General features: G+C 56.7%; 19 protein-coding genes and 1 tRNA gene. 1 reads left to right on the top strand and 19 read right to left on the bottom strand.

Annotated elements, in window-relative coordinates:
- Positions 1-219: 219 nt before the first annotated feature.
- The 3 genes from HMPREF9334_RS03160 to ychF form a co-directional block, all read right to left on the bottom strand.
- Entirely contained in the window at positions 220-444 is a 225-nt protein-coding gene (locus HMPREF9334_RS03160) for a hypothetical protein (protein ID WP_006692056.1), read from the bottom strand.
- Positions 441-1,394 (bottom strand): magnesium transporter CorA family protein, encoded by a 954-nt coding sequence (locus HMPREF9334_RS03165; protein WP_006692057.1) that lies wholly within the window; start codon positions 1,392-1,394, stop codon positions 441-443. Before HMPREF9334_RS03165 ends, HMPREF9334_RS03160 begins: the two co-directional genes overlap by 4 nt.
- Positions 1,395-1,755: 361 nt before the next feature.
- Positions 1,756-2,862 (bottom strand): redox-regulated ATPase YchF, encoded by a 1,107-nt coding sequence (gene ychF / locus HMPREF9334_RS03170; protein WP_006692058.1) that lies wholly within the window; start codon positions 2,860-2,862, stop codon positions 1,756-1,758.
- A 263-nt stretch (positions 2,863-3,125) separates the two neighbouring features.
- On the opposite strand from ychF, the gene HMPREF9334_RS03175 reads away from it, so the two are divergent.
- Positions 3,126-3,341, top strand: coding sequence for a DUF1858 domain-containing protein (locus HMPREF9334_RS03175; protein ID WP_006692059.1), 216 nt, complete (start codon positions 3,126-3,128; stop codon positions 3,339-3,341).
- A gap of 61 nt (positions 3,342-3,402) precedes the next feature.
- Here HMPREF9334_RS03175 and amrA read toward each other — a convergent pair whose 3' ends face one another.
- From amrA to HMPREF9334_RS03255, 16 genes are all read right to left on the bottom strand, one after another.
- Positions 3,403-4,800: an AmmeMemoRadiSam system protein A gene (gene amrA / locus HMPREF9334_RS03180; protein WP_006692060.1), complete on the bottom strand. Its 1,398-nt coding sequence runs from the start codon at positions 4,798-4,800 to the stop codon at positions 3,403-3,405.
- A 284-nt stretch (positions 4,801-5,084) separates the two neighbouring features.
- Positions 5,085-5,169, bottom strand: a tRNA-Leu gene (locus tag HMPREF9334_RS03185).
- Between the two features lie 27 nt (positions 5,170-5,196).
- Positions 5,197-7,452 carry a DEAD/DEAH box helicase gene (locus HMPREF9334_RS03190; RefSeq protein WP_006692061.1) on the bottom strand — a complete coding sequence of 752 codons (2,256 nt, stop codon included), beginning with the start codon at positions 7,450-7,452 and terminating at the stop codon, positions 5,197-5,199.
- On the bottom strand, positions 7,449-8,780 hold the full coding sequence (locus HMPREF9334_RS03195; protein WP_006692062.1) for an ATP-binding protein: 1,332 nt from the start codon (positions 8,778-8,780) through the stop codon (positions 7,449-7,451). Before HMPREF9334_RS03195 ends, HMPREF9334_RS03190 begins: the two co-directional genes overlap by 4 nt.
- Positions 8,767-10,284 carry a TerB N-terminal domain-containing protein gene (locus tag HMPREF9334_RS03200; RefSeq protein ID WP_006692063.1) on the bottom strand — a complete coding sequence of 506 codons (1,518 nt, stop codon included), beginning with the start codon at positions 10,282-10,284 and terminating at the stop codon, positions 8,767-8,769. Before HMPREF9334_RS03200 ends, HMPREF9334_RS03195 begins: the two co-directional genes overlap by 14 nt.
- A 304-nt stretch (positions 10,285-10,588) precedes the next feature.
- Entirely contained in the window at positions 10,589-11,383 is a 795-nt protein-coding gene (locus HMPREF9334_RS03205; protein WP_006692064.1) for an ABC transporter ATP-binding protein, read from the bottom strand.
- The gene (locus HMPREF9334_RS03210) at positions 11,383-12,264 is read right to left on the bottom strand and encodes an ABC transporter permease (protein WP_006692065.1); all 882 of its coding nucleotides are present in this window, start codon (positions 12,262-12,264) and stop codon (positions 11,383-11,385) included. The genes HMPREF9334_RS03205 and HMPREF9334_RS03210 overlap by 1 nt, the downstream gene beginning before the upstream one ends.
- A gap of 69 nt (positions 12,265-12,333) precedes the next feature.
- Positions 12,334-13,326, bottom strand: a complete 993-nt coding sequence (locus HMPREF9334_RS03215; protein WP_006692066.1) for an ABC transporter substrate-binding protein — start codon at positions 13,324-13,326, stop codon at positions 12,334-12,336.
- Between the two features lie 27 nt (positions 13,327-13,353).
- Positions 13,354-14,349, bottom strand: a complete 996-nt coding sequence (locus tag HMPREF9334_RS03220; protein WP_006692067.1) for an ABC transporter substrate-binding protein — start codon at positions 14,347-14,349, stop codon at positions 13,354-13,356.
- Positions 14,350-14,492: 143 nt separating this feature from the next.
- Positions 14,493-14,945 (bottom strand): Fe-S cluster assembly sulfur transfer protein SufU, encoded by a 453-nt coding sequence (gene sufU, locus HMPREF9334_RS03225; protein WP_006692068.1) that lies wholly within the window; start codon positions 14,943-14,945, stop codon positions 14,493-14,495.
- Positions 14,935-16,173, bottom strand: coding sequence for a cysteine desulfurase (locus tag HMPREF9334_RS03230; protein WP_006692069.1), 1,239 nt, complete (start codon positions 16,171-16,173; stop codon positions 14,935-14,937). The genes sufU and HMPREF9334_RS03230 overlap by 11 nt, the downstream gene beginning before the upstream one ends.
- Positions 16,157-17,002 (bottom strand): SufB/SufD family protein, encoded by an 846-nt coding sequence (locus tag HMPREF9334_RS03235; RefSeq protein WP_039957181.1) that lies wholly within the window; start codon positions 17,000-17,002, stop codon positions 16,157-16,159. Before HMPREF9334_RS03235 ends, HMPREF9334_RS03230 begins: the two co-directional genes overlap by 17 nt.
- Positions 17,002-18,420 carry a Fe-S cluster assembly protein SufB gene (sufB, locus tag HMPREF9334_RS03240; protein ID WP_006692071.1) on the bottom strand — a complete coding sequence of 473 codons (1,419 nt, stop codon included), beginning with the start codon at positions 18,418-18,420 and terminating at the stop codon, positions 17,002-17,004. Before sufB ends, HMPREF9334_RS03235 begins: the two co-directional genes overlap by 1 nt.
- A gap of 5 nt (positions 18,421-18,425) precedes the next feature.
- Positions 18,426-19,184, bottom strand: a complete 759-nt coding sequence (sufC, locus tag HMPREF9334_RS03245; protein WP_006692072.1) for a Fe-S cluster assembly ATPase SufC — start codon at positions 19,182-19,184, stop codon at positions 18,426-18,428.
- 199 nt (positions 19,185-19,383) lie between these two features.
- The gene (locus HMPREF9334_RS03250; RefSeq protein ID WP_006692073.1) at positions 19,384-19,971 is read right to left on the bottom strand and encodes an MptD family putative ECF transporter S component; all 588 of its coding nucleotides are present in this window, start codon (positions 19,969-19,971) and stop codon (positions 19,384-19,386) included.
- A 23-nt stretch (positions 19,972-19,994) separates the two neighbouring features.
- Positions 19,995-21,470 carry an ABC transporter ATP-binding protein gene (locus tag HMPREF9334_RS03255; protein WP_006692074.1) on the bottom strand — a complete coding sequence of 492 codons (1,476 nt, stop codon included), beginning with the start codon at positions 21,468-21,470 and terminating at the stop codon, positions 19,995-19,997.
- Position 21,471: the final 1 nt, after the last annotated feature.

A 21,471-nucleotide genomic window follows, 5' to 3' on the forward strand; every position in this document is an offset into this window, starting at 1 on the left:
CCACATGAGCAAAGAATTTGTCCCCTCTCACACTTTTGATAGAAAGAATCAAAAAGAATATCTATGGAGGAATACCGATTCTATACTTTCTGTTTATTATACAACGTAAAAACAGGCTTGTAAACAAGATACACTTTCTCAAGAGTTGAAATCATTGCCTTTTCTCATTGTTTTTTGTGATAGAAATATCTAGTCTTCCTATCAAAAAACGAGCCGCACTCAGCAGCTCGTTCGTCCAAGAAGTGGATGTATGGTTGGTCTGAGATCACGCACGCGTATAAGATGAAGTGCCTCGGCGAGGTCGATGTCACGGCGGCTGCCGCCCTCCTCATATACATAGAGCGGGTTCTCTATGCCGATCTCACTCGCGGGCATATAGACATACTCATCGGTATTCCGATCACCGAAGATAATGCCGCGCAGCAGCTGCGCCTCGCGTATCAAAACATATCCCTCCGCCAAAGCATATAGACAACGGTCGTAGACACACAGACCGCGATCACGACCACACGCATAAAACCGAGTGGATCACCTTCGTACGGCACAGGCACATTCATGCCGAAGAAACTTGAAATCACCGTCGGAATCGCGAGGATAATCGTGATCGCCGTTAAGAACTTCATCACGAGGTTCAGATTGTTCGAGACAATCGAGGAGAACGTATCCGCAAGCCGTGCGAGAATCGTACTGTACATCTCGACCATCTCACGTGCCTGTTTGTTCTCGATGATAACATCCTCAAGGAGGTCCTCGTCCTCCTCATACATCTTGAAAATATGATGCACCGAAGTATTCGTACGCAAACGCATGAGGCGGTCAAGCACCGCGCCGTTCGAGCGCAGTGCGGCATTGAAATAGGTCAGGCCCTTTTGCAGCTGCAAAAGGCGCAGAACCTCACTGTTCTTCATATCGTGGCGGAGACGGTCCTCGATCTCTTCGGAGAGTTTGCTGATCTGGCGCAGATAACGCAGATAGAACACATCGGACTTGTAGAGGATCTGAAAGAGGAAGCGCGTGCGTTTATAGGTACGGAAAAGCTTCGCCGTACGCTCGTTGAACTCCGCCATCACGGGCGTTTCCTCAAGACAGACCGTGATGATGTGCTCGTCCGTGAGGATGATTGCGAGCGGCAGTGTGTCGTAGCTGTCCTCGCCACGATAGACGGGTACATTCGTCAGGATCATGACCGAGTCATCTTCAACATCCGTATGCGACCGCTCCTCATCGTCGAGCGCGGAGCGCAGGAAGTCCGGGTCAACCTCCGTGAGTGTACTGATGACCTTCAGCTCGTACGGGGTCGGGTTAACAATGTTGATCCATGCCCCCTTGGTGAGTGTCTTGAGTGACAACTCCTGCAGAGGACCAGATTCCATGGATTTATAGATTTGCAGCAATGGTGGACGCTCCTTTCCGACCGCCCTCTCCCGTCACCGCAAAGTACGGAGGCGAAGAGAGGACGGTATACATATGTGAGGGTTGGGCTGCAAAGGTGTATCGTCCATGCTCTTCACTTCCTTTCATAAGGAATCGCTGATAAAATGAAGTCCGTCAGATTGGCGTAGATTTTTTCGTCCGAACAAGGAGGCAAACCGGACGCATAGCCAAAGCTATGTGGAGGATTTGCCGACACAGTGCGGGCAAAAAAGATGCGTCAAGATGATGTGGCTGAATTTATCAGTGCTTCCATAACGTTCAAAATGACCGAATGAATTGTAACGCAAAATGCGCCGCTTGTCCAGAGCGGCGCAGAAAATGTTATACGTTGAAACGGAAGTTCACCACATCGCCGTCGCGCATGACGTACTCCTTGCCTTCCAGACGGACAAGCCCCTTGTCACGCGCCGCAGCCACGCTGCCAAGCGATACGAGATCATCATAGTTCACGATCTCGGCACGGATGAAGCCGCGCTCGAAGTCCGTATGGATCTTCCCTGCCGCCTTCGGTGCCGTCGTCCCGCGCGTAATCGTCCATGCACGACATTCATCCTCACCCGCCGTGAGGAAGGTTTGAAGCCCTAGGAGGGCAAATGCTCCGTGAATGAGACGATCGAGCCCGCTCTCGGAGAGACCCAGATCCTCAAGGAATACCGCAGCCTCCTCCGCGTCGAGCTCGGCAATCTCCTCTTCGAGCCGTGCCGACACCGTCACCACCTGTGCCCCTGTGCGTGCCGCATACTCCTTGACCGTCTGCACATGCGGGTTCTCCGCGTCTGCCGTAGCAGCCTCATCCTCACCGACATTTGCGATGTAGAGAATCGGCTTGCGTGTGAGGAGGTTCAGGTCGCGCAGCATCGCCTGCTCCTCGTCCGTGAGCTCTACTTCGCGTGCGGGCTTCCCTTCATCGAGTGCAGACTTCAGACACTCAAGTGCCGTATGTTCCGCCTTTGCGTCCTTGCTGCCCGATTTCAACAGCTTTGTCACCTTCGCCATACGCTTCTCCACCGCCTCGAGATCGGCAAGGCAGAGCTCCGTCTCGATGATGTCGATGTCGCGCAGCGGATCGACCGCCCCCTCCACATGCGTGATGTCCGAGCTCTCAAAGCAGCGGACGACATGTGCCACGGCATCCACCTGACGGATGTGCTCAAGGAACTTATTGCCAAGTCCCTCGCCCTTTGACGCACCCTTGACAAGGCCAGCAATATCCACAAAGCGAACGCTTGCAGGTGTCGTCTTCTTGGAATGGTAGAGCTCTGTCAGCACCTTGAGACGCGCATCCGGCACCGCCACCACGCCCACATTCGGCTCAATCGTGCAGAACGGATAGTTCGCTGCCTCTGCACCCGCCTTCGTAATTGCATTGAATAGAGTACTCTTGCCCACATTCGGCAGACCAACGATTCCAACCTCAAGATTGCTCACGATGATTACCTCTTTCACAGACCGAAGTCATGTTATATTCTTTCAATAAAATAAATATACTCGTTATGTTATAGCAAAAAAAAGTGAGAAGGTCAATCATCACACACCGCTTGCAGCAAGAGAAGTATACATATTTTCTTATGAGCATTCCTGCAAATGTCACAAATGATACTTCCATTTTTGAAATCTTGTGTTATAATTTGAAGCAATCAGGGGCATTCCCCCTTCACTGTCAATTATCTTCATCATATAGGAGGTCTATCATGGCAATTACAAAAGATATGAGCATCGTCGAAATCGTTCAGACGTACCCTGACACTGTCGAGGTTCTGATGAACGCGGGCATGGGCTGCCTCGGCTGCGCGGCTTCGCATTTCGAGAACATCGAGCAGGGTGCAATGGCACACGGCATCGACATCGACGCTCTGATCGAGGAACTGAACGCGGCGATCGGCGAGAAATCTGCTGCAGTGCAGTAAAAAATATATCGGAAAAAGAACCCCATTCGTGGATAATCTCCATGAGTGGGGTTCTTTTGCGTCATGTATGTCGCACCACGGTAAATCGCGCGAGTGCAATCGGCTCCTTCGGCTGAATGCGTGCCTTCTCACGCGCAATGGCGATCTGCTGCTCTGCCGTATCAATGCCCGCGAGGTCGGGCAGGAGAAGCCCACGTCGATTGTCCGTCAGGCTCTTGACAATCACACCATAGGTCTTCGGATCGAGGTGTGCCGCCGACTCAATCGGTTCGGGTGTACTTAGCACGTCCACCGAATAAACCAGACGGCTCAACTCATGCTCCTCGATTGGTTCAAAACGCCCATCGTGCGCGGCGGCAGACACAGCATTGTAGAGAATCTCCTCGGCAAGGCTCTGCTGCGCAGGCACAAACGTCCCGATGCAGCCGCGCAGCTTGCCATATTTCTTGAGTGAAACAAATGCACCCGCACGGCTCTCCGTCAGTTCCTGCGGCAGTTCTGCGGGAAGCGGCAGATAGGAATGTGTCCGCACAAAATGCTCGATGCTCATGCGTGCAAGCCGCACATAATCATCCTCCGCCGCACGCAGTCCGGCAATCGCCCGATCCTCCGCACGCACGAGCTGCGCCGCGAAATCATTCGCCTCATTCCGACCTGTCACAGTAAAAGAGGCAACGGCATACCCCACACCAAATGGAGCTTCGTAGCTGTGCAGATCTGCATCCATCGCCGTACGGTCGAGCACACCCGCGAGCACCCACAGACCGTTCAGCCCGCAGTGCCCCGCCGTCTCGGCAAAGCTGCCCGGAATCTGCAAGAGCGAAAGGAAATCCCCTGTTTTCATGAATGCCGTGCAGAGTGCGTCAAACTCCGCGCCCTCGGGTGCAAAGCCGTTTGCACCGCCCTCCATCAGACGGTGAGAGAGATCGCCGCTCGCGATGCAGACAGTACGTCGCCCAAGCCGCTCTGCCGTCGCCGCAATCAACTGCCCGAGCAGGGCATGTGTATGCGCGGGCAGCCCCGCAATACCGATGCGGACAAATTTGGTCGGTGCATCTCCCAGATAATCACTCAAAAAGAAGAGTGGTATCATCGTCCCATGGTCAAGCGACGGATGTTTCTCCCCGAGCGTTCCCGCAGGAACCTCCTTCTGCCCCGCAAAAGCAGTGAGGACGCGCACAAAATCCTCGTCATACGGAATGCCAACGGAGATCTCGGGATGCCCGAACGCGGCAAAGTTTCCCTCCGTTCCCGTGCCCGGTGAGATGTGAAAGAAATCATCGTATGCCGTCGCGTGCGGACTGATGATGACAACGGTATCGGGACGCAGTTCCGCCGCCGCGCGCATCGTCTCGTGATACGCCCGAACAGTCGCAGAGATCTCCTGCTCCCGTCCCGCGCCAATCGCAGGGATAATGAGAGGTGGATGCGGTACGGCATAGGCAGCAAGAATGGACATTACGATCACTCCCCATAGGAAAAAGGTTCTATGATAAATGCTACGGAAGGATGCGAACAGCGTGCTCCTAAGCAAACCCTAGTGGAGCAAGTGAGTAAAGGGGGCGTTCTGCCCCCTGCGGATTTCTTTCGTTCAAGCGTAGCGCGTTTAAGAAGTCCGCAGGTATTTAGGCAGATAAGCACACGATCACTTGCGTAACTAAGTGTTTGCGTGGAGTACGCTTGTCCGTACCCTTTGACGTAGACCAAAAAAGCCGACTGAAAACAGTCGGCGATGTGCCAAGATGGTGCGGATGAAGGGGGTCGAACCCATACGCCTTGCGGCACTGGATCCTAAGTCCAGCGCGTCTGCCAGTTCCGCCACATCCGCATGTGATTACTCAGCAAGGGTATTCTATCACGACCGCGCGGGGCTGTCAATCCGTGCCTTCGACCACGCACACACCGCCGCTCGCATCCCCTTCACATCCAGAATCCCGTATGCGAATCCGCGCTGCACAAGCTCCGTCGGCAGGAACTCATCGTATTTGTCGAAAATCGGGATCTCATCGGGATAGAGGAGTTCCATCGGCTCGATGTTTCCCGCCGCCTCCTCCGCAAGAATATGAAAGAACTCCGTCGGGGTCACCTTCATCGTGAACTGCATGAAGTACGGGCGCATGGACTCAAATCCACGCAGACCGAGCCGCGCACCGCAGCGGATGCGCAGGAATCGCTCAAGTGCAAGGAAGGCATAGCTGCCGAGCCACGGCAGAAGTGCGTACATCTCTCCGCCGAGCGGGATGAGCACATCCTCCGCCGCACGCGAATGTCGTGCCGTCTCACGCGCCTGCGTGAGACGGGCGACCGCATTTTTTAGCAAATAGGGCGGGATCAACTCCTCGCGCAAGACCTGCCGCATCCGCTCAAGGATGCGCGTATGGATATCGCCGGGGCATTCGCCGAAGTAGGCAGGCACATTCCCCTTCACCATCTCGCAGTACACGAGGTGACGCTTGCGGTCAACCTCAAGCACGCGCCAGACGTGCCCTGCGATCGCAATCTTCTCCCCAACGGGCGGCGGCGTGACAATCGTGCCGATCTCCTGCGACTCGCAGCGGACGGTGTACTCCTCATTCTCTTGAAAGACGCCGTAGAAGCGAAAGGACTGCACAACGCGCTCCCCCGCAAGCCCGACGATGAGCCCGCCGCGCTCCGTCTGCTGCAGATGTTCCTGCGCGATCAGATGGCGCAGGAGCGTACGGTAGTCCTCCTGCGTAATGCGATGAAAGACGTGCAGGGAGAGCACACGATCTGCGAGTGCACGCGGCGAGAGCTCCCCACAGGATGCCGCGATGCTCATCGTCTGATGATAGAGCAGGCTGAACGGCAGACGGTCAAGGCGCGGCGGCTCGACCCAGCGCTCCTCAAGATAGAGCTGGATAAGGGCAATCCCCTGCAGCAGTTTCCATGGAATCGTTGCGGGCAGCAGAGCACGCGCCTCAGGTGCGTCCTCGCGCACGACAAAGTGCATCTCCTGCGGCTGACCGCGCCGCCCCGTTCGTCCCATGCGCTGGAGGAAGGACGAGACCGTCCACGGTGCGTCGATCTGAAAGGCACACTCGAGCCGTCCGATATCGATGCCAAGTTCGAGCGTCGCCGTCGTACACGTTGTAAAGAGACTGTTCTCATCCTTCATTCGCGCCTCCGCCGTCTCACGGAATGCGGCGGAGAGATTCCCGTGATGAATGAGGAAACGATCCGGCTCATGCTGTTTCTCACAGTAGGCGCGCAGCGTCGTTGTCACCGCCTCGCACTCCTCACGCGAGTTGACAAAGACGAGGCATTTCTTCCCGCGTGTATGTGCAAAGATATAGCCAAGCCCTGGATCGGCGGCCTCGGGCGGGGTGTCGGTCGGTGCACCGAGAACATCCGACACGACAATGTCGTCGCGTCCCTCCCCCGCCTGCGTGTCGCGCACATAGAAATGCTCAAGGGAGAGCCGCCACTTGCTCCCCTTTGTCTCGATCTGTGGCACAAGGGTCTCCCGTCCCGTCCCTGCCGCGAGAAAATCCCCTGCACGCTTGACATCGCCAATGGTCGCCGACAGCCCGATGCGGCGCGGCTGCACGCCCGCAATGCGGGAAAGACGCTCGATGAGACAGAGTGTCTGCCCGCCGCGATCGCCGCGCAGGAGGGAGTGCAGCTCGTCGATCACGACAAAGCGCAGATCGCCGAACAGTTTTGGAATCGCCATGTGCCGATGCAGGAGCAGTGCCTCAAGCGACTCCGGCGTGATTTGCAGGATGCCCGACGGGCGTTTCATCAGGCGTGCCTTATGCGTCTGCCCCACATCCCCGTGCCAGTGCCAGACGGGGATGTCCGCCCTGTGGCACAGCTCCGTCAGACGCTCGAACTGGTCGTTAATCAGCGCCTTGAGCGGACCGATGTAGATACATCCAACCGATGTGGGAGGATTCTCGTGAAAGAGCGTAATAATCGGGAAAAACGCCGCCTCCGTCTTGCCCGCCGCTGTGGACGCTGTCAGGAGCACATGATCGTCCGTCCCAAAGATTGCCTCCGCTGCCGCAATCTGGATGCCGCGCAGGCTCTGCCATTCCTGCGCGTAGATATAATCACGCACGAAGGGCGCATAGCGGTCGAACACGCTCATAGCTCGAACTCCGCGAACTGTGCGCTGATCTCTGCGCCCTCCACCTCATTCTGTGCGTAGGAAAACTCCTCCGAACCGAGCAAATCGGCGAGTTTCAATGTCGGATTTTGATAGATAATGTCGAGCACCTGAATGAAGTCACGGATGACCTCACGCGGTGTGATATGTGTGTCCGCACCGATCCGTCCGAACTCGATGCGGATGAAGTCCGCGAGATCGTCCTGCGTGACAATCTGTGCATATCCATAGAGCTCCGCATGGATGGCGGCAAGCTTTTCGATAAGCACGAGCATCTCCTCATGCGTAAGCGGCGCGAGCCGTATCACGGGCGAGAGCAGGTCACGATGCTCCCCTGCAAATCGCCCCTCGGCGAGCCGTGAGCGCAGAGCCTCATAGCTGTAGACCCCGCGTCGCGTGTCCTCCATGCAGGCGGGCGTGCCGCAGAGAATCATACCGAGATGCTGTGCGCGTCCCTGCATCGCATCGTTATACATCGTTAGGATCTTCTCGTAGTTGTACTGGCGCGTGACCGCGTGCGGGATCTTGTAGATGTTCACGAGCTCGTCGATGAGGATGAGCATCCCTGCATAGCCCGCTTGGCGCAGGAATGCGGCAAAGAGTTTCAGATACTCGTACCAGTCGTCGTCCGTGATGATGATATTCACACCGAGATCGTTCCGCGCCTCCGTCTTTGTCGTATACTCCCCACGAAACCAGCGCGCAACCTGTGCGCGCTTCTCATCATCGCCGTCCCGATAGGCATGATAGTAGAGCGTCAGAAGCCGCGTAAAGTCAAATCCATGAACGAGATCGTTCAGCCCATAGATGATGGAGGCAATCCGTCGGTCAACAGCAGCGGAAAAACCGGGGTACTCGGGGGCGATACCGTCCTCCGTCACGATTTCCTGCTGCACGCGGCTGATCCAACGGTCAAGGATGAGCGTGAGTGCCCCGCCCTCGGGCGTTGTCTTCGTCGCCATATTGCGGATGAGCTCACGGTACGTCGCGAGCCCCTGTCCGCGCGTCCCCTGCAGGCGTCGCTCGGGCGAGAGGTCGGCATCCACCACGACGAAATTCTTTGCCATGACATAGCTGCGGATCGTCTGCAAAAGGAAACTCTTTCCACTGCCGTAGCGCCCAACGATAAAGCGGAACGAAGCCCCGCCACCCTCGATCATCTCCACATCGGAGAGCAGGGCCTCAATCTCGCTGCGCCGTCCGACGGTGATGTACGGGAGACCGATGCGCGGCACAACACCGCCCTTGAGCGCATTCACGAGTGTCTGGGCAATGCGGCGCGGGATTTTCTTCGGTTCATTCGCAGCCATGCAGATACCTTTCTATCAGTTCGTCCTGATAATCGGGAACAACGGCGGGCGGATCGCCCTCGATCACCGTGTCCGCAAAATCATCGTACAGTTTTTCGTTGATGCCATCGACGAGGACGGAGAGCATCCGCCCCTCCGTACGCACCCATGCGAGGTCACCGTCAGCGAGGAGTGTGCGGAGCAGCCGAAGCTCCGCCGCATCCAGACCATTGATATCCCCTGCCCCCTCTGTCATGACGGGAGCGGCGGGCAGCGTATCCTCAGAGGATGGCGGAGGAACGACAGGCGAAGGCTCAAAAGAGGGCATCATCGGCGGCTCTTCCTCCTCCACGATCAGCCGCTCCTGCGTCACATCGGCATCCGCACGAATGCGCGCAAGCTGCGAAAAGTCGAGTCGGACACGCCGCGTCTCTGCCGCCCTCTGCTCCGCAAGAAACGTGGTAATCTCCTCATCAATTATTTTTGCCTGCCATTTTTTCAGCTTTGGCGGCTGGATCGCTGTGATTCCAAAATGTGCACGCAGTCCGGCATCCACACCGCGCAAAAACACGCCCAGACGCTGTGCCGCACGTTCGGGACGCTCATACGAGTGCAGCGTCCAGTACCCGCTCACGCACTCATAGCGGCGCAGAGGATCCACCTCATAGACGCGATCCGGCTCCTCCTTAGGCGGCTGAAATACCGCTGAAGAAAAGAGGCGGACGGGCGCAGTCTGCTCCACGGCAATCAAATCGTCAAAGAAACTGATCTGACGATGCTTCTCATAGTACTCCGCAGCGCGATCCAGCACGCGGAGCGCGACTGCATTCACCTCCGCCGTATGAGCACGGTAGAGCTTCGAGCGCTCCAGGCGATAGGAGGAGAGAGCGCAGACCGCCGCCATTGTTTCCTCTGTCGTATGCTCCGTGCGATGAAGCACCGTACAGATGGCATCATCCTGTTCCCGATATGAGAGGGCATTCCCACGCCATGTAATCAGTTTGGAATCAAGCCCATAGTAGATAACGAACTCATCTTCCCAATGCACAATATAGTGACCGATCTGCGGGTCAAGCGCGCGATATGCCTCACAGAAGGAATGCAGCTTCTCATAGCCGTCCTGTGCATCCCTGCACCCGATGAGATGCAGAAGTTCATAGACGTAGAGAGACGCATAGGACATCCCCCGCTTCTCGACCCGTCCCTGCCGCACCGCCGTCCGCCATGTGAAATAGCCACGCAGCTGCGCATCCGAGAGCGAGTCATACGTTGGAAAATACTGGTTGACCGTGCCGTTGTAAACGTAGTTGTCCTCGTAGGCCGCCATCAGCCGCGCCTGCTTCAGAAAGAGCTCCGCGCGTGACTGCCAAGCGTCGCGTGTGGTCGTGACCAGCGAACGCATCGCACGCAGCAGCTTCGGTGTTGGAGGTTTTGGCGTAGGGGCGGGCGCGTTCGGAATCGCCTCGTCACGATAAATGTACGCCGCTAGACGCTCCAAAACGCTCTCCGGCCATCCCTTCCCCATCGCGCACCTCCGTCCATCTGTTCGATTCCTTCTTCTATTTTACTACGAATCCCCAAAATAGCAAGGACGCAATCCCGTATTTGCACAAGAAAATACGCCTCCCGCCGGGCAGCAGGAGGCGTATTTTCGATAGAGAGAAAGAAATGTAGGGAATGTATGTGAATTCTGCGGAAGGGAAGACCGCAGAATACGCATCGAAAGTCAGAGAAGGCGAACGCATATCTGTGTTCTTAGTATCTCTTGCTTTCATGGATAATATAACGGAATCGACTTAGAACGCGTTGTGAAGGGCGTTAATGTTCGATTAGCTTAGCAGTAAACTGTCATTAGCGAGTTCGCTGCCCGCCGCCTGCTCGAACATCGATAGGAGGTCGCGCGTCGTGAGCCCCTGCTTTTTCTCCTGCGGCACATCGAAGAGGATGCGTCCCTCGTGCAGCATGATGAGACGGTTGCCGTAGCGCAGTGCGTCCTTCATGTTGTGGGTAATCATGAGGGTCGTGAGCTGATCCTCCGTCACAATCTGCTCGGTCAGCTCGAGCACCTTCGCCGCCGTCTTGGGGTCGAGTGCCGCCGTGTGCTCATCGAGGAGCAGGAGATTCGGCTTCACAAGCGTCGCCATAAGAAGGGTCAGTGCCTGTCGCTGTCCACCCGAGAGCAGCCCCACACGCGAGGAGAGACGCTCCTCAAGCCCAAGTTTCAGACGCGCAAGCTTCTCGCGGAACACGTCGCGCATCTCGCTCGTCGAGCCCCAACGCAGCGTTGGTGTCTGCCCACGCCGCGCAGCAATCGCAAGGTTCTCCTCGATCATCATGCGCGCCGCCGTCCCCATCATCGGATCTTGGAAGACGCGCCCGATGAACTTCGCGCGGCGATGTTCCGGCCACTTCGTTATGTCCTCGCCCGCAATCAAAATCTTGCCCGTATCCACGGAGATCGCGCCAGCAATTGCATTCATCAGTGTGGACTTGCCCGCACCATTGCCGCCGATCACCGTGACAAAATCGCCCGGTTTCAGGTGAAGCGTAATGCCCGAAAGAGCCTTCTTCTCCGTGATCGTTCCCGGATTGAACGTCTTTTTGATGTCCTCTATGCGCAGCATTACTCTGCCCCCTTCTTCATTGCATGGTATTTCGACTGAATGAGAGGCAGAGAGAGCGCGATTGCCACGAGAATCGCCGTAAAGAGCTTGAGATCATTCGGCGGCATACCGAGCTGGAGCACAACGGCAATGACTGCACGGTAGACGACAGAGCCGAGCACAACGGAGATCAGCCAGTTCTTAAAGCTGCGCGTGCCGAAGAGCACCTCGCCGATGATCACAGACGCAAGACCGATGACGATCGTGCCTGTGCCCATGCCGACATCGGCAAAACCGTTGCTCTGTGCGACCAGTGCGCCGCAGATCGCGACCATGCCGTTCGAGAGAAGCAGTCCGAGGACGATCATCACGTCCGTATTGACACCGTTCGCACGAATCATATGCGGATTCGCCCCCGTCGCACGGATGGCAGTCCCCAGCTCCGTACCGAAGAACCAGTACGTGAGCAGGATTGCAAGCACAACGACGACCGTGCCGATGAGGAGGATATTCGTCGCCGCATCCAGCCCCCAGATATTCCACTCGGTAAAAAGCGTTTCCTGCTGGAGGAGCGGCAGATTTGCCTTGCCCATGACACGCAGATTGATGGAGTACAGCCCGATCATCGTCAAAATGCCCGCAAGCAGGGCGGGGATCTTGAGCTTCGTACAGAAAAAGCCTGTGACAATGCCAGAGACACATCCTGCCGCACAGGCAGCGAGAATTGCCGTCAGCGGCGTATAGCCCGCAACAAGCATGGAGGCGGCAACAGCAGCTCCCAGCGGAAAGCTCCCCTCGACCGTCAGATCGGCAATATCCAAAACGCGATAAGTCAGATAGACACCGAGCGCATAGAGTCCCCACAGGACACCCTGCGCCGCCGTCGCAATGACGAGATCCATAACGTCACTCCTCAATTTCAGTAAAAAAGCGGACACGCTGCGTGCCCGCTCCGCTGTGTTCAACCATTCTCACGGCACAATCGTCGCGCCGTTCAGTACATCGGCAGGAATCGTCAGACCAATTTTCTCCGCATTTTTCTTGTTGATGACAACTACGAGATCATGTGCCGTCTCAATCTTCATATCCGATGGCTTCGCCTTACCCGCAAGAATATCCGCCGCCATTTCACCCGTCTGGACACCGAGTTTGTAGTAGTCAACGCCCTTGGTCGCAAGAGCACCTGCGGTGACACCGCCCTCAAAGGCACAGATCACACCTTTTCCCGCCGCATCTGTGATGCTCGTGAGCGTCGGCATCGCCGATGCGATCACATTGTCCGTCGGCTCGTAGAACACGTCCACTTCGCCGACCATGCTCTGCGCCGCCTGCTGGATATCGTTGACCGTCGAGATGGTCGCCGTGCGCACCGTGAGCCCCTTCGACGCGGCATATTCCGTCATTGCCTTGACCTGAATCTCCGAGTTGATCTCACTGGACGTGTAGATCGTGCCGATCGTCTTCGCATTCGGATAGAGCTTCATGAGCAGGTCAATCTGATCGGTGATCGGGCTCATGTCACTCGTTCCTGTGACGTTGCCGCCCGGTGCATCGTTCGACTTTACAACCTTCGCGCTCACATAGTCCGTCACCGCCGTGCCGACGATGGGGATATCCTTTGTCGCGTTTGCCGCCGACTGCACCGCCGGGGTTGCAATCGCACAGATGAGATCTACCTTGTCGCTGATAAAACGCTGCACGATATTCTGGAGATTGGACTGATCCGCCTGTGCATTCTGGCGGTCGATCGTGAGGTTCTTGCCTTCCTCGTAACCGCGCGCCTTGAGTCCGTCCACAAAGCCGCGATTTGCATCGTCGAGCGCACTGTGCTCCACGAGCTGAACAATCCCGACCTTGTATGTTTTCTCACCTTTCTCTGCCTGCTGCCCGCATCCTGCCGATGCCAGAATCCCGAGGGCGGCGATGCCAAGCGCAGCACATTTTGCGAGTTTTGTTATCTGCATCGAATCCCCACCTTTTCTATGTCTGTATTAGTCCACCAGGGTTGCATCCTTGAGCACATCCTCCGGGATCGTCAGTCCCAACTTTGCCGCGTTGCCCTTGCTGATAACAAGCGTCAGGTCGCGTGCTGTCTCGATCGACATATCCGCAGGTTTCTTCTTGCCCTCAAGAATGTCCGCCGCCATGTCGCCCGTCTGAACGCCAAGCTTGTAGTAGTCGATGCCATAGGTCGCGAGACAGCCGCCCGTCACCATGAACGGCTCGGCGCAGATCACTGCCTTGCCCGCCGCATCCGTCACACCTACGAGCGTCGGGATCGAGGAGGAGATGACATTGTCCGTCGGCTCGTAGAACACATCCACATCATTGACAAGACTCTGTGCCGCCTGTGGGATGTCGTTGACGGTCGAGACCGTCGCCGCACGCACTTTGAGTCCCTTCGATGTGGCGTACTCCGTCATCGCCTTGATCTGGATCTCAGAGTTGACCTCACTCGAGGAGTAGATCGTACCGATTGTCTTCGCATTTGGATAGAGCTTGATGAGCAGATCGATCTGCTCCTTGATCGGGTTGAGATCGCTCGTCCCCGTGATGTTTGCCCCCGGCTTCTCATTCGTCTGCGCGAGTTTTGCACTCACATAGTCGGTGATCGCCGTACCGACGATGGGAATGTCCTTCGTTGCGTTCGCCACGGACTGCGCCGCCGGTGTTGCAATCGCACAGATGAGATCTACCTTGTCACTGACGAAACGCTGCGCGATGTTCTGGAGGTTCGACTGATCCGCCTGTGCATTCTGGCGATCAATCGTGAGATTCTTGCCCTCTTCATAGCCGCGCGCCTTGAGTCCATCCACGAACCCACGATTCGCTGCATCGAGAGCATTGTGCTCAACCAGCTGGACAATGCCGATCTTATACGACTTCTCACCGCTTGCCTTCTGATCGCCGCCGCAGCCCGCCATCATGCCGAGCCCAAGCACTGCGATGCCAAGAGCGATGCCTTTCATTGCCGTTGTCATCCGCATCGAAATCCCACCTTTTCTGTTATTCTAATTATGCAATACTTTTTTATTATACATGCGCATCCACAAAAAAGCTAGTAGCCGCGCGATGAAAAATGACAAAGGACTGCTCCGAGAAGCAAAAACTTCCCAAAGCAGCCCTTGTCTTATGACGTTTGTCCTTCTTTTAAGAGGTCCTCAAGCGTATGCCATGCAAGCACCGCACATTTCACACGCGCGGGCATATTCGAGATATTCTTGAGCGCAATGGCTTCATCCAGCTCCTCAAGAGCACTGTCATCTGTCACCTCGCGTTTGATCATCGCGGTGAAGAGCTGGGCAAGCCTGTGCGCCTCCTCGACCGTCTTGCCGCGCATCAGGTCGATCATGATGTCTGTGCTCGCCTGCGAGATTGCACAGCCAACACCAGTAAAGCCGGCGTCCTTTATAACACCGTCCGCAATCTCGAGCTCAAGCGTGATCTCATCGCCGCAGCTTGGGTTATGTCCGCGCTCGCGCACCGTCGCGGTGGCAAGTGCTCCCTTGTTCTCGGGCGAGCGACTGTGCTCGCCGATAACCTCCGTATAGAGATCGCTGAGTGCCGATCCCTCAGTCGCCATAGCCGAGCACCCCCCGTACCTTTTTCAGGGCCTCGATGAACTGATCGATGTCCTCGTGTGTGTTGTAGAGGTAAAAACTTGCACGGCAGGTCGCATTCTGCCCGAGATAGCGCATCAGCGGCTGTGCGCAGTGATGCCCCGCGCGGATGGCAACACCGTAGCTGTCGAGAATCGACGCAACGTCATGCGGGTGTACGTCCATCACGTTGAACGTGATGATGCCCGTCTTGTTGTCGCGCATACTGTCACAGCCATAGAGCTCCACAAAGGGCAATTCGCGCAGCTTCGGCAGCGCGTAGGAAATGAGATCGCGCTCGATCGTTTCGATGCGATCAAATCCAACCTTTTCGAGATAGTCGATCGCCGCGATCAGCCCCGATGCACCGCTGACGTTCTGCGTGCCCGCCTCGAACTTCGCGGGCAGCTCCGCAAAGGTTGTCTCCTGCTCGCCTACATAGTCGATCATATCGCCGCCAAAGAGGAACGGCGGCATGGCATCGAGAATATGATATTTCCCGTAGAGCACGCCGATCCCCATCGGGGAGAGCATCTTGTGCCCCGAGAATGCGAAGAAATCCGCATCCATCGCCTGCACATCCACCGCAATGTGCGGAACGCTCTGTGAGCCGTCCACGACGATCACTGCCCCGACCGCATGAGCGCGGTCGGCAATCGTACGCACATCGTTGACAAGACCGAGCACATTCGACACATGTGTCACAGCGACAATTTTCGTCTTTTCCGTGATCTGTGCCGCAATATCCTCTGCCGATAGGTTGCCGTCCTCCGCAAGATAGATGTACTTGAGCGTCGCCCCGCGTGCCTTTGCAACGAACTGCCACGGAACAATATTGCTGTGATGCTCCGAGATGGTGATAACAATCTCATCGCCCTCGCGGATATTTGCGCGTCCGTAGCTGTATGCGACGAGATTCAGCGCCTCCGTCGCATTCTTCGTAAAGATGATCTCCTCAGAGCGTGCCGCACCAATGAACTGCTGCGTCCGCACACGCGCGGTCTCATAGATATCCGTCGCCTTGACCGACAGCTCGTATGCCCCCCGATGCGGATTTGCGTTGCAGTAGGTGCAGTAGTCGGCGACCGCCTTGATGACCGCCTCCGGCTTCTGCGTCGTCGCTCCGTTGTCGAGGTAGACAATGGGGCGACCGTTCATCTTCGTCTGCAGGATCGGAAAATCCTGCAAATACTCGTTATTCCTGCGTTCCACCCAAAAGTCTCCTCTCAAGGTAGCTGCCGATCTCCGTGCGCAGTTCGTCACTCTCAATGCGGGCCAGCACCGGCTCAAAGGATGCCTCGACAATCAGCTGCTGCGCCGCACGCTCGTCGAGCCCTCGGCTCATCAGATAAAAGAGCTTGTCCTCGTCCATCCGCCCAATGCTGACTGCGTGATGCCCGTCCACATCGCCCTCGTGTGAAAGCATGAGCGGAACACTCCGATTGCGTGCATGGGGCGAGAGAATCGTGACCTCCTCGTCCTCCTTGCCGACCGAGCCGCGCGCCCCCTGAATGAAGTCCAGTGTCCCGCGGAACGTCTTGACACTATGGTCCAACAGCGCACCGCGCACCTGCATATTCGCGTCCGTACGGCGGCCTTCCTGACGGATGATATAGTTGAGGTCGATCTTGCGCTTCTCATCGCCAAAGTACAGCCCCCAGACATCCGCGCGCGCCTCATCGCCCGCGAGCGTCACGCGCAGTTCCGATGCCGTATGTGCCGCCCCCGCCTCGACGAGCGTACAGGAGAACAGCCCCCCACGCGCCACATTTACGTGAATGCGGCTCGCGGCAGGCGCATCCGTCGGCGCAAACTGGATGTAGGTCAGCGCAAGGTCTGCGCCCTCGGCAACATCCACATAGATCTCCTGCGCCCCGTTTTCGCGCAGCTCCACAATATGTTTTGAACGCTCCCCCGCAGCGACGGAGAGCCTGATCTCATCGTTGGTATCCGCAAGCCCCGCAGGCACGGGGAGATCATTGACCCCCAGCCAGTGCCATGTCGGCATGGGGATACGGCTGAACACGTCCTGCATTGCCATCACCCCATCGTTCCTTCCAGCTCAATATTGACCAAGTTGTTCATCTCAACTGCATACTCAAGCGGCAGTTCCTTCGCAATCGGCTCGACAAAGCCGCGCACAATCATCGCACGCGCCTCCTCCTCGTCGATCCCGCGGCTCATCAGATAGAAAATCGCCTCGTCGCTGATCCGCCCGATCTTCGCCTCGTGTCCGATGTCCACCGCATCGCACGCAACATCCATCACGGGGAGTGTATCGCTGCGCGACTCCGCATCCAACATCAGCGACTCGCAGTTGACCGAGCACTTTGCCCCGACCGCACGCGGCGTCACCTTGACCCCACTGCGGTAGATCGCGACACCGCCCGACTTCGAGATCGAGCGCGTGCTGATATTCGCCGACGTATTCGGCGCGTCAAAGATCACCGTCGCGCCCGTGTCCAGCTCCTGCCCCTTCGAGGCGAACGTGACACCTGTGAACTCACAGGTCGCATTCTCCCCGTGCAGAATGCTCGTCGGGTAGAGCATCGAGACGTGCGAGCCAAACGAGCCGGATACCCACTCGACCGCGCCATCCTTCTCCACCTTCACGCGCTTCGTGTTGAGGTTCATCATATTGCGCGACCAGTTCTCGATCGTCGAGTAGCGCAGCCGCGCCCCCTCCTTGACGAACAGCTCGACACAGCCCGCATGGAGATTCGTCACATTGTATTTCGGCGCAGAGCACCCCTCGATGAAATGTAGGCTCGCGCCCTTCTCCACAATGATGAGCGTGTGCTCGAACTGCCCTGCCCCCGCCGCATTCAGTCGGAAATAGGACTGCAGCGGGATATCCACCTTGATCCCCTCGGGTACATAGACGAACGAGCCACCCGACCAGACCGCACCATGCAGCGCGGCGAACTTATGCGCCTTCGGCGGCACAAGCGTCATGAAATACTGCTGAACGATGTCACCGTACTCCTGCAGCGCCGTCTCCATGTCCGTATACACAACGCCCTGCTCCACGAGCGACTCTTGAATCGAGTGGTAGACCACCTCAGAGTCGTACTGTGCGCCAACCCCTGCGAGCGACGTTTTCTCTGCCTCGGGAATCCCCAGACGGTCGAATGTATCCTTGATGTCCTCGGGCACCTCGTTCCAGTCCCCGACCATCTTCGCATCGGGGCGCACATAGGTCACGATCTCATCCATATTCAGCTCGGAGAGATCAGGCCCCCATGCGGGCATTGGCATCGCATGGTAAACATCCAATGATTTCAGACGAAAATCAAGCATCCACTGCGGATCATTCTTCTTCTCCGAAATGTCGCGGATAATCTCCTCCGTCAGCCCCGACTGCGACTTATACGCCGAGCGATCTTCATTGGTAATATCGTAAATCGTCCGCTCAATGTCGGCGACCTGCGTCTTTTTCTTCGGTACAAAATCCCCCATTCGGCTCACCCCACTTGATCCTGCGCCGCAAGGATATTGGCAAAACCTTCCTTGTTGATCTGCTGAATAAGCTCTGCACCACCCTCGCGCACAATCTTCCCCTGCGCGACCACGTGCACACGATCCACCTTCAGCTTATCAAGAATACGCGCGTTATGTGTAATGATGAGACAGGAATTCTCCGCTGTATGGAATTTTGACACACCCTCGGACACAATCTGTACGGCATCCACATCAAGCCCCGAATCGGTCTCGTCAAGCAGTGCCAACTTCGGCTGGAGCATGAGCAGCTGCAGCACCTCACTGCGCTTCTTCTCGCCACCCGAGAATCCCACATTGAGATAACGCTGTGCATAGCTCGGGTCAATCTTCAGCTCTGCCATCATCGCATTCAGCTCCTTGCGGAACGGCATGAGCTTCACCTTTTCGCCCGTCATCATCTGACGCGCCGTGCGGATCATATTCTCCACCGTGATGCCGGGGATCTCCTCCGGCGTCTGGAATGCGAGGAACAGTCCGCGCCGCGCACGCTCAAACGCACGCAGCTCGCCAATGTCCTCCCCCTCGAGTACAAGGCTGCCGCCCGTCATCTCATACTTCGGATGCCCCATGATGACATTCATCAGCGTCGACTTGCCCGAGCCGTTCGGCCCAAGGATGACGTGCACCTCGCCTTTGCAAACGGTGAGATTCAGTCCCTTTAGAATCTCCTTGCCCTCCACGCCCGCATGAAGATCCTTTATTTGCAGCAATACATCTGCCATAGCAAACTCTCCTTAAAATAACCTGTTGTTTAATCCTTACAAAATTACTCGGGATTCATGTTTTCATCATTGTATTTGCTTTCATATAAAAAGTCAATATCCTAAGACACGATCTATAAACAAAACAAATAATTGAGATTTCTTTTCATAAAAAAGGACTGTTGCAGGAGCTACGTTCTCCGTACAACAGTCCTTGCTATTAGCGCAATTCCTTAAAATGCTTCCTCAAGATCCGCTTGCCGATATAGATCCCGATGAAGCCTCCGAGAAAGGCAATCCCCATGCCCGCCGCGAGGAATACACCCGTACTGTGCTCCACGAACTTCTGAATCCGCTCCATATCCATACCCGCCTCCTGCCAGCGAACCATCTCCTGCTCGAGGAAGAAGAGGAGCGGGATTGCGCCGCCAAAGACGTACGCCGCCTGTATCAGCCCATAGCCCGTTGCGAGCAGGGGCACGCGCTGCCCAACCTGCCGCACGAGCACGTCCACGACGAATGCGACCGCTGTCACCGAGCCGACGAAGGGCACATACATCATCCCCGAGAATCCGGCAAAGAGTGCCGTGCTGATCGCAACAAAAAGGGTAATCGCACCGAACTTCGGAATCTTCTTCACGACGAACAGGAACACCGTCCCGAGCAGCACGCCGATGAGCGCGGGGCTCAGCGCGTGCATCGCCGGCGAGAGCAGCACAGTGAGTGCGCCGATGCCCAGCACGAGCACACCGTACAGTGCCGAGAGTATACCGATCAGGACAAAGTCGCTGATTTTCCAAGCATTCATGATGTTTTTCCTCCAATGGATCGTTATCTGATACGCTCACGGAAGAGCCGCTCAAGTACGGCTGCGTCCCGCAGTGCAAAATCCTCTGCAATCCGCCCATCCTCGAGGAGAATGACGCGGTTGCACGAATTCATGATGAACTCGTAGTCATGCGTAATGATGATAGCGGCATTCTCCGCCCCCGTAAATTCATCAATGAGCGTGCAGACCGTCCGCATATTACCGTAGTCCAACCCGCTCGTCGGCTCATCGAAAATACCGATGCGCTTGTGCAGAAGACAGGCGGCAGCAATCACAAGCCGCTGCTTCTGCCCCATCGACAGCCGCATGGGATGCTCGTCGATCAGCGGCAGCAGGCGGAACTGCGCAAGCACCGTACGAATGCGCGCATCGATGTCCTCCGCCTCCTCATTGCCGAGCAGAAGATCATTGTATAGGCTTGCGCCGAAGATCTGAAAATCCACATTCTGCATCACATAGCTGACCGCCGTATAGCGTTTGCGTGCGGCAAGGGTTGCTCCGCCGACACAGAGACGACCGCCGCGCTCCCGCAGCAGCCCGCAGATGATTTTCGCGAGCGTACTCTTGCCGCAGCCGTTATGCCCGAGGAGCGCGATACGGTCACCCGCTCGCACAGAGAGCGAGACATCGCGCAGGACATCCTGTCCGCGCACATAGCCAAACGAAATATGTTCGAGTGACAGCAGCTCTGCACCGCCCATCGCAGGAGCAGCGTGCTCACACGCCGCACGCGTATGGAAAAGGTCGAAGCCGCGTATGCCGAACGCGTTCAGTGCCTTGTTGTCAAGTACGTCCATCTCCGCACCGCGATAGCGGCGCACTATCGTCCCCTGCTCCATAATAATGAGTTGGTCGCACACGCCGTGCAGATAGTAGAGACGGTGCTCCGCCACCACGATTGTATATCCTCGCTCCTTCAACTCGTGAATCGTACGGCGGAGAAGTGCGATCGACGGATAGTCCAGATTTGCCGACGGCTCGTCCAACAGCAGAATCTTGCACTCCAGCATCAGTGCCGAGGCAATCGCGATCTTCTGCTTCTCCCCGCCCGACAGTTCCGAGAACTTCCGTCCAAGAAAACGCTCAAGCGAAAGCATTTCCACCACCGAGCGCAGCCGCCGCTCGATCTCATCACGCGGCACACCGAAGTTTTCACAGCCGAACACGAGGTCGGACAGCACATCGAGCGTAAAGAACTGATTGTCGGGATTCTGGAACACCGTCGCCGCAATCCGCGAAATATCCCCAATGCGGAGATTCTGCACATCCTGTCCGGCGAGGAGGACCTTCCCCTCCGCTATGCCCTCGTAGAAGCCGGGACAGAGACCATTGATGCGGCGCAGGAGCGTTGACTTCCCGCAGCCGCTCTCCCCCGCGATCACGATCACCTCGCTCGCCCCTGCCGTGCAGGAGTTCCCGCCGATGCTCCGCTGCGCCCTGTCCTGATATTGAAACCCTGCATTCTGTAACTCAATCATA

It is taken from the genome of Centipeda infelix ATCC 43532 (genome assembly GCF_000234095.1).
GTDB classification, from domain to species: Bacteria; Bacillota; Negativicutes; order Selenomonadales; family Selenomonadaceae; genus Centipeda; species Centipeda infelix.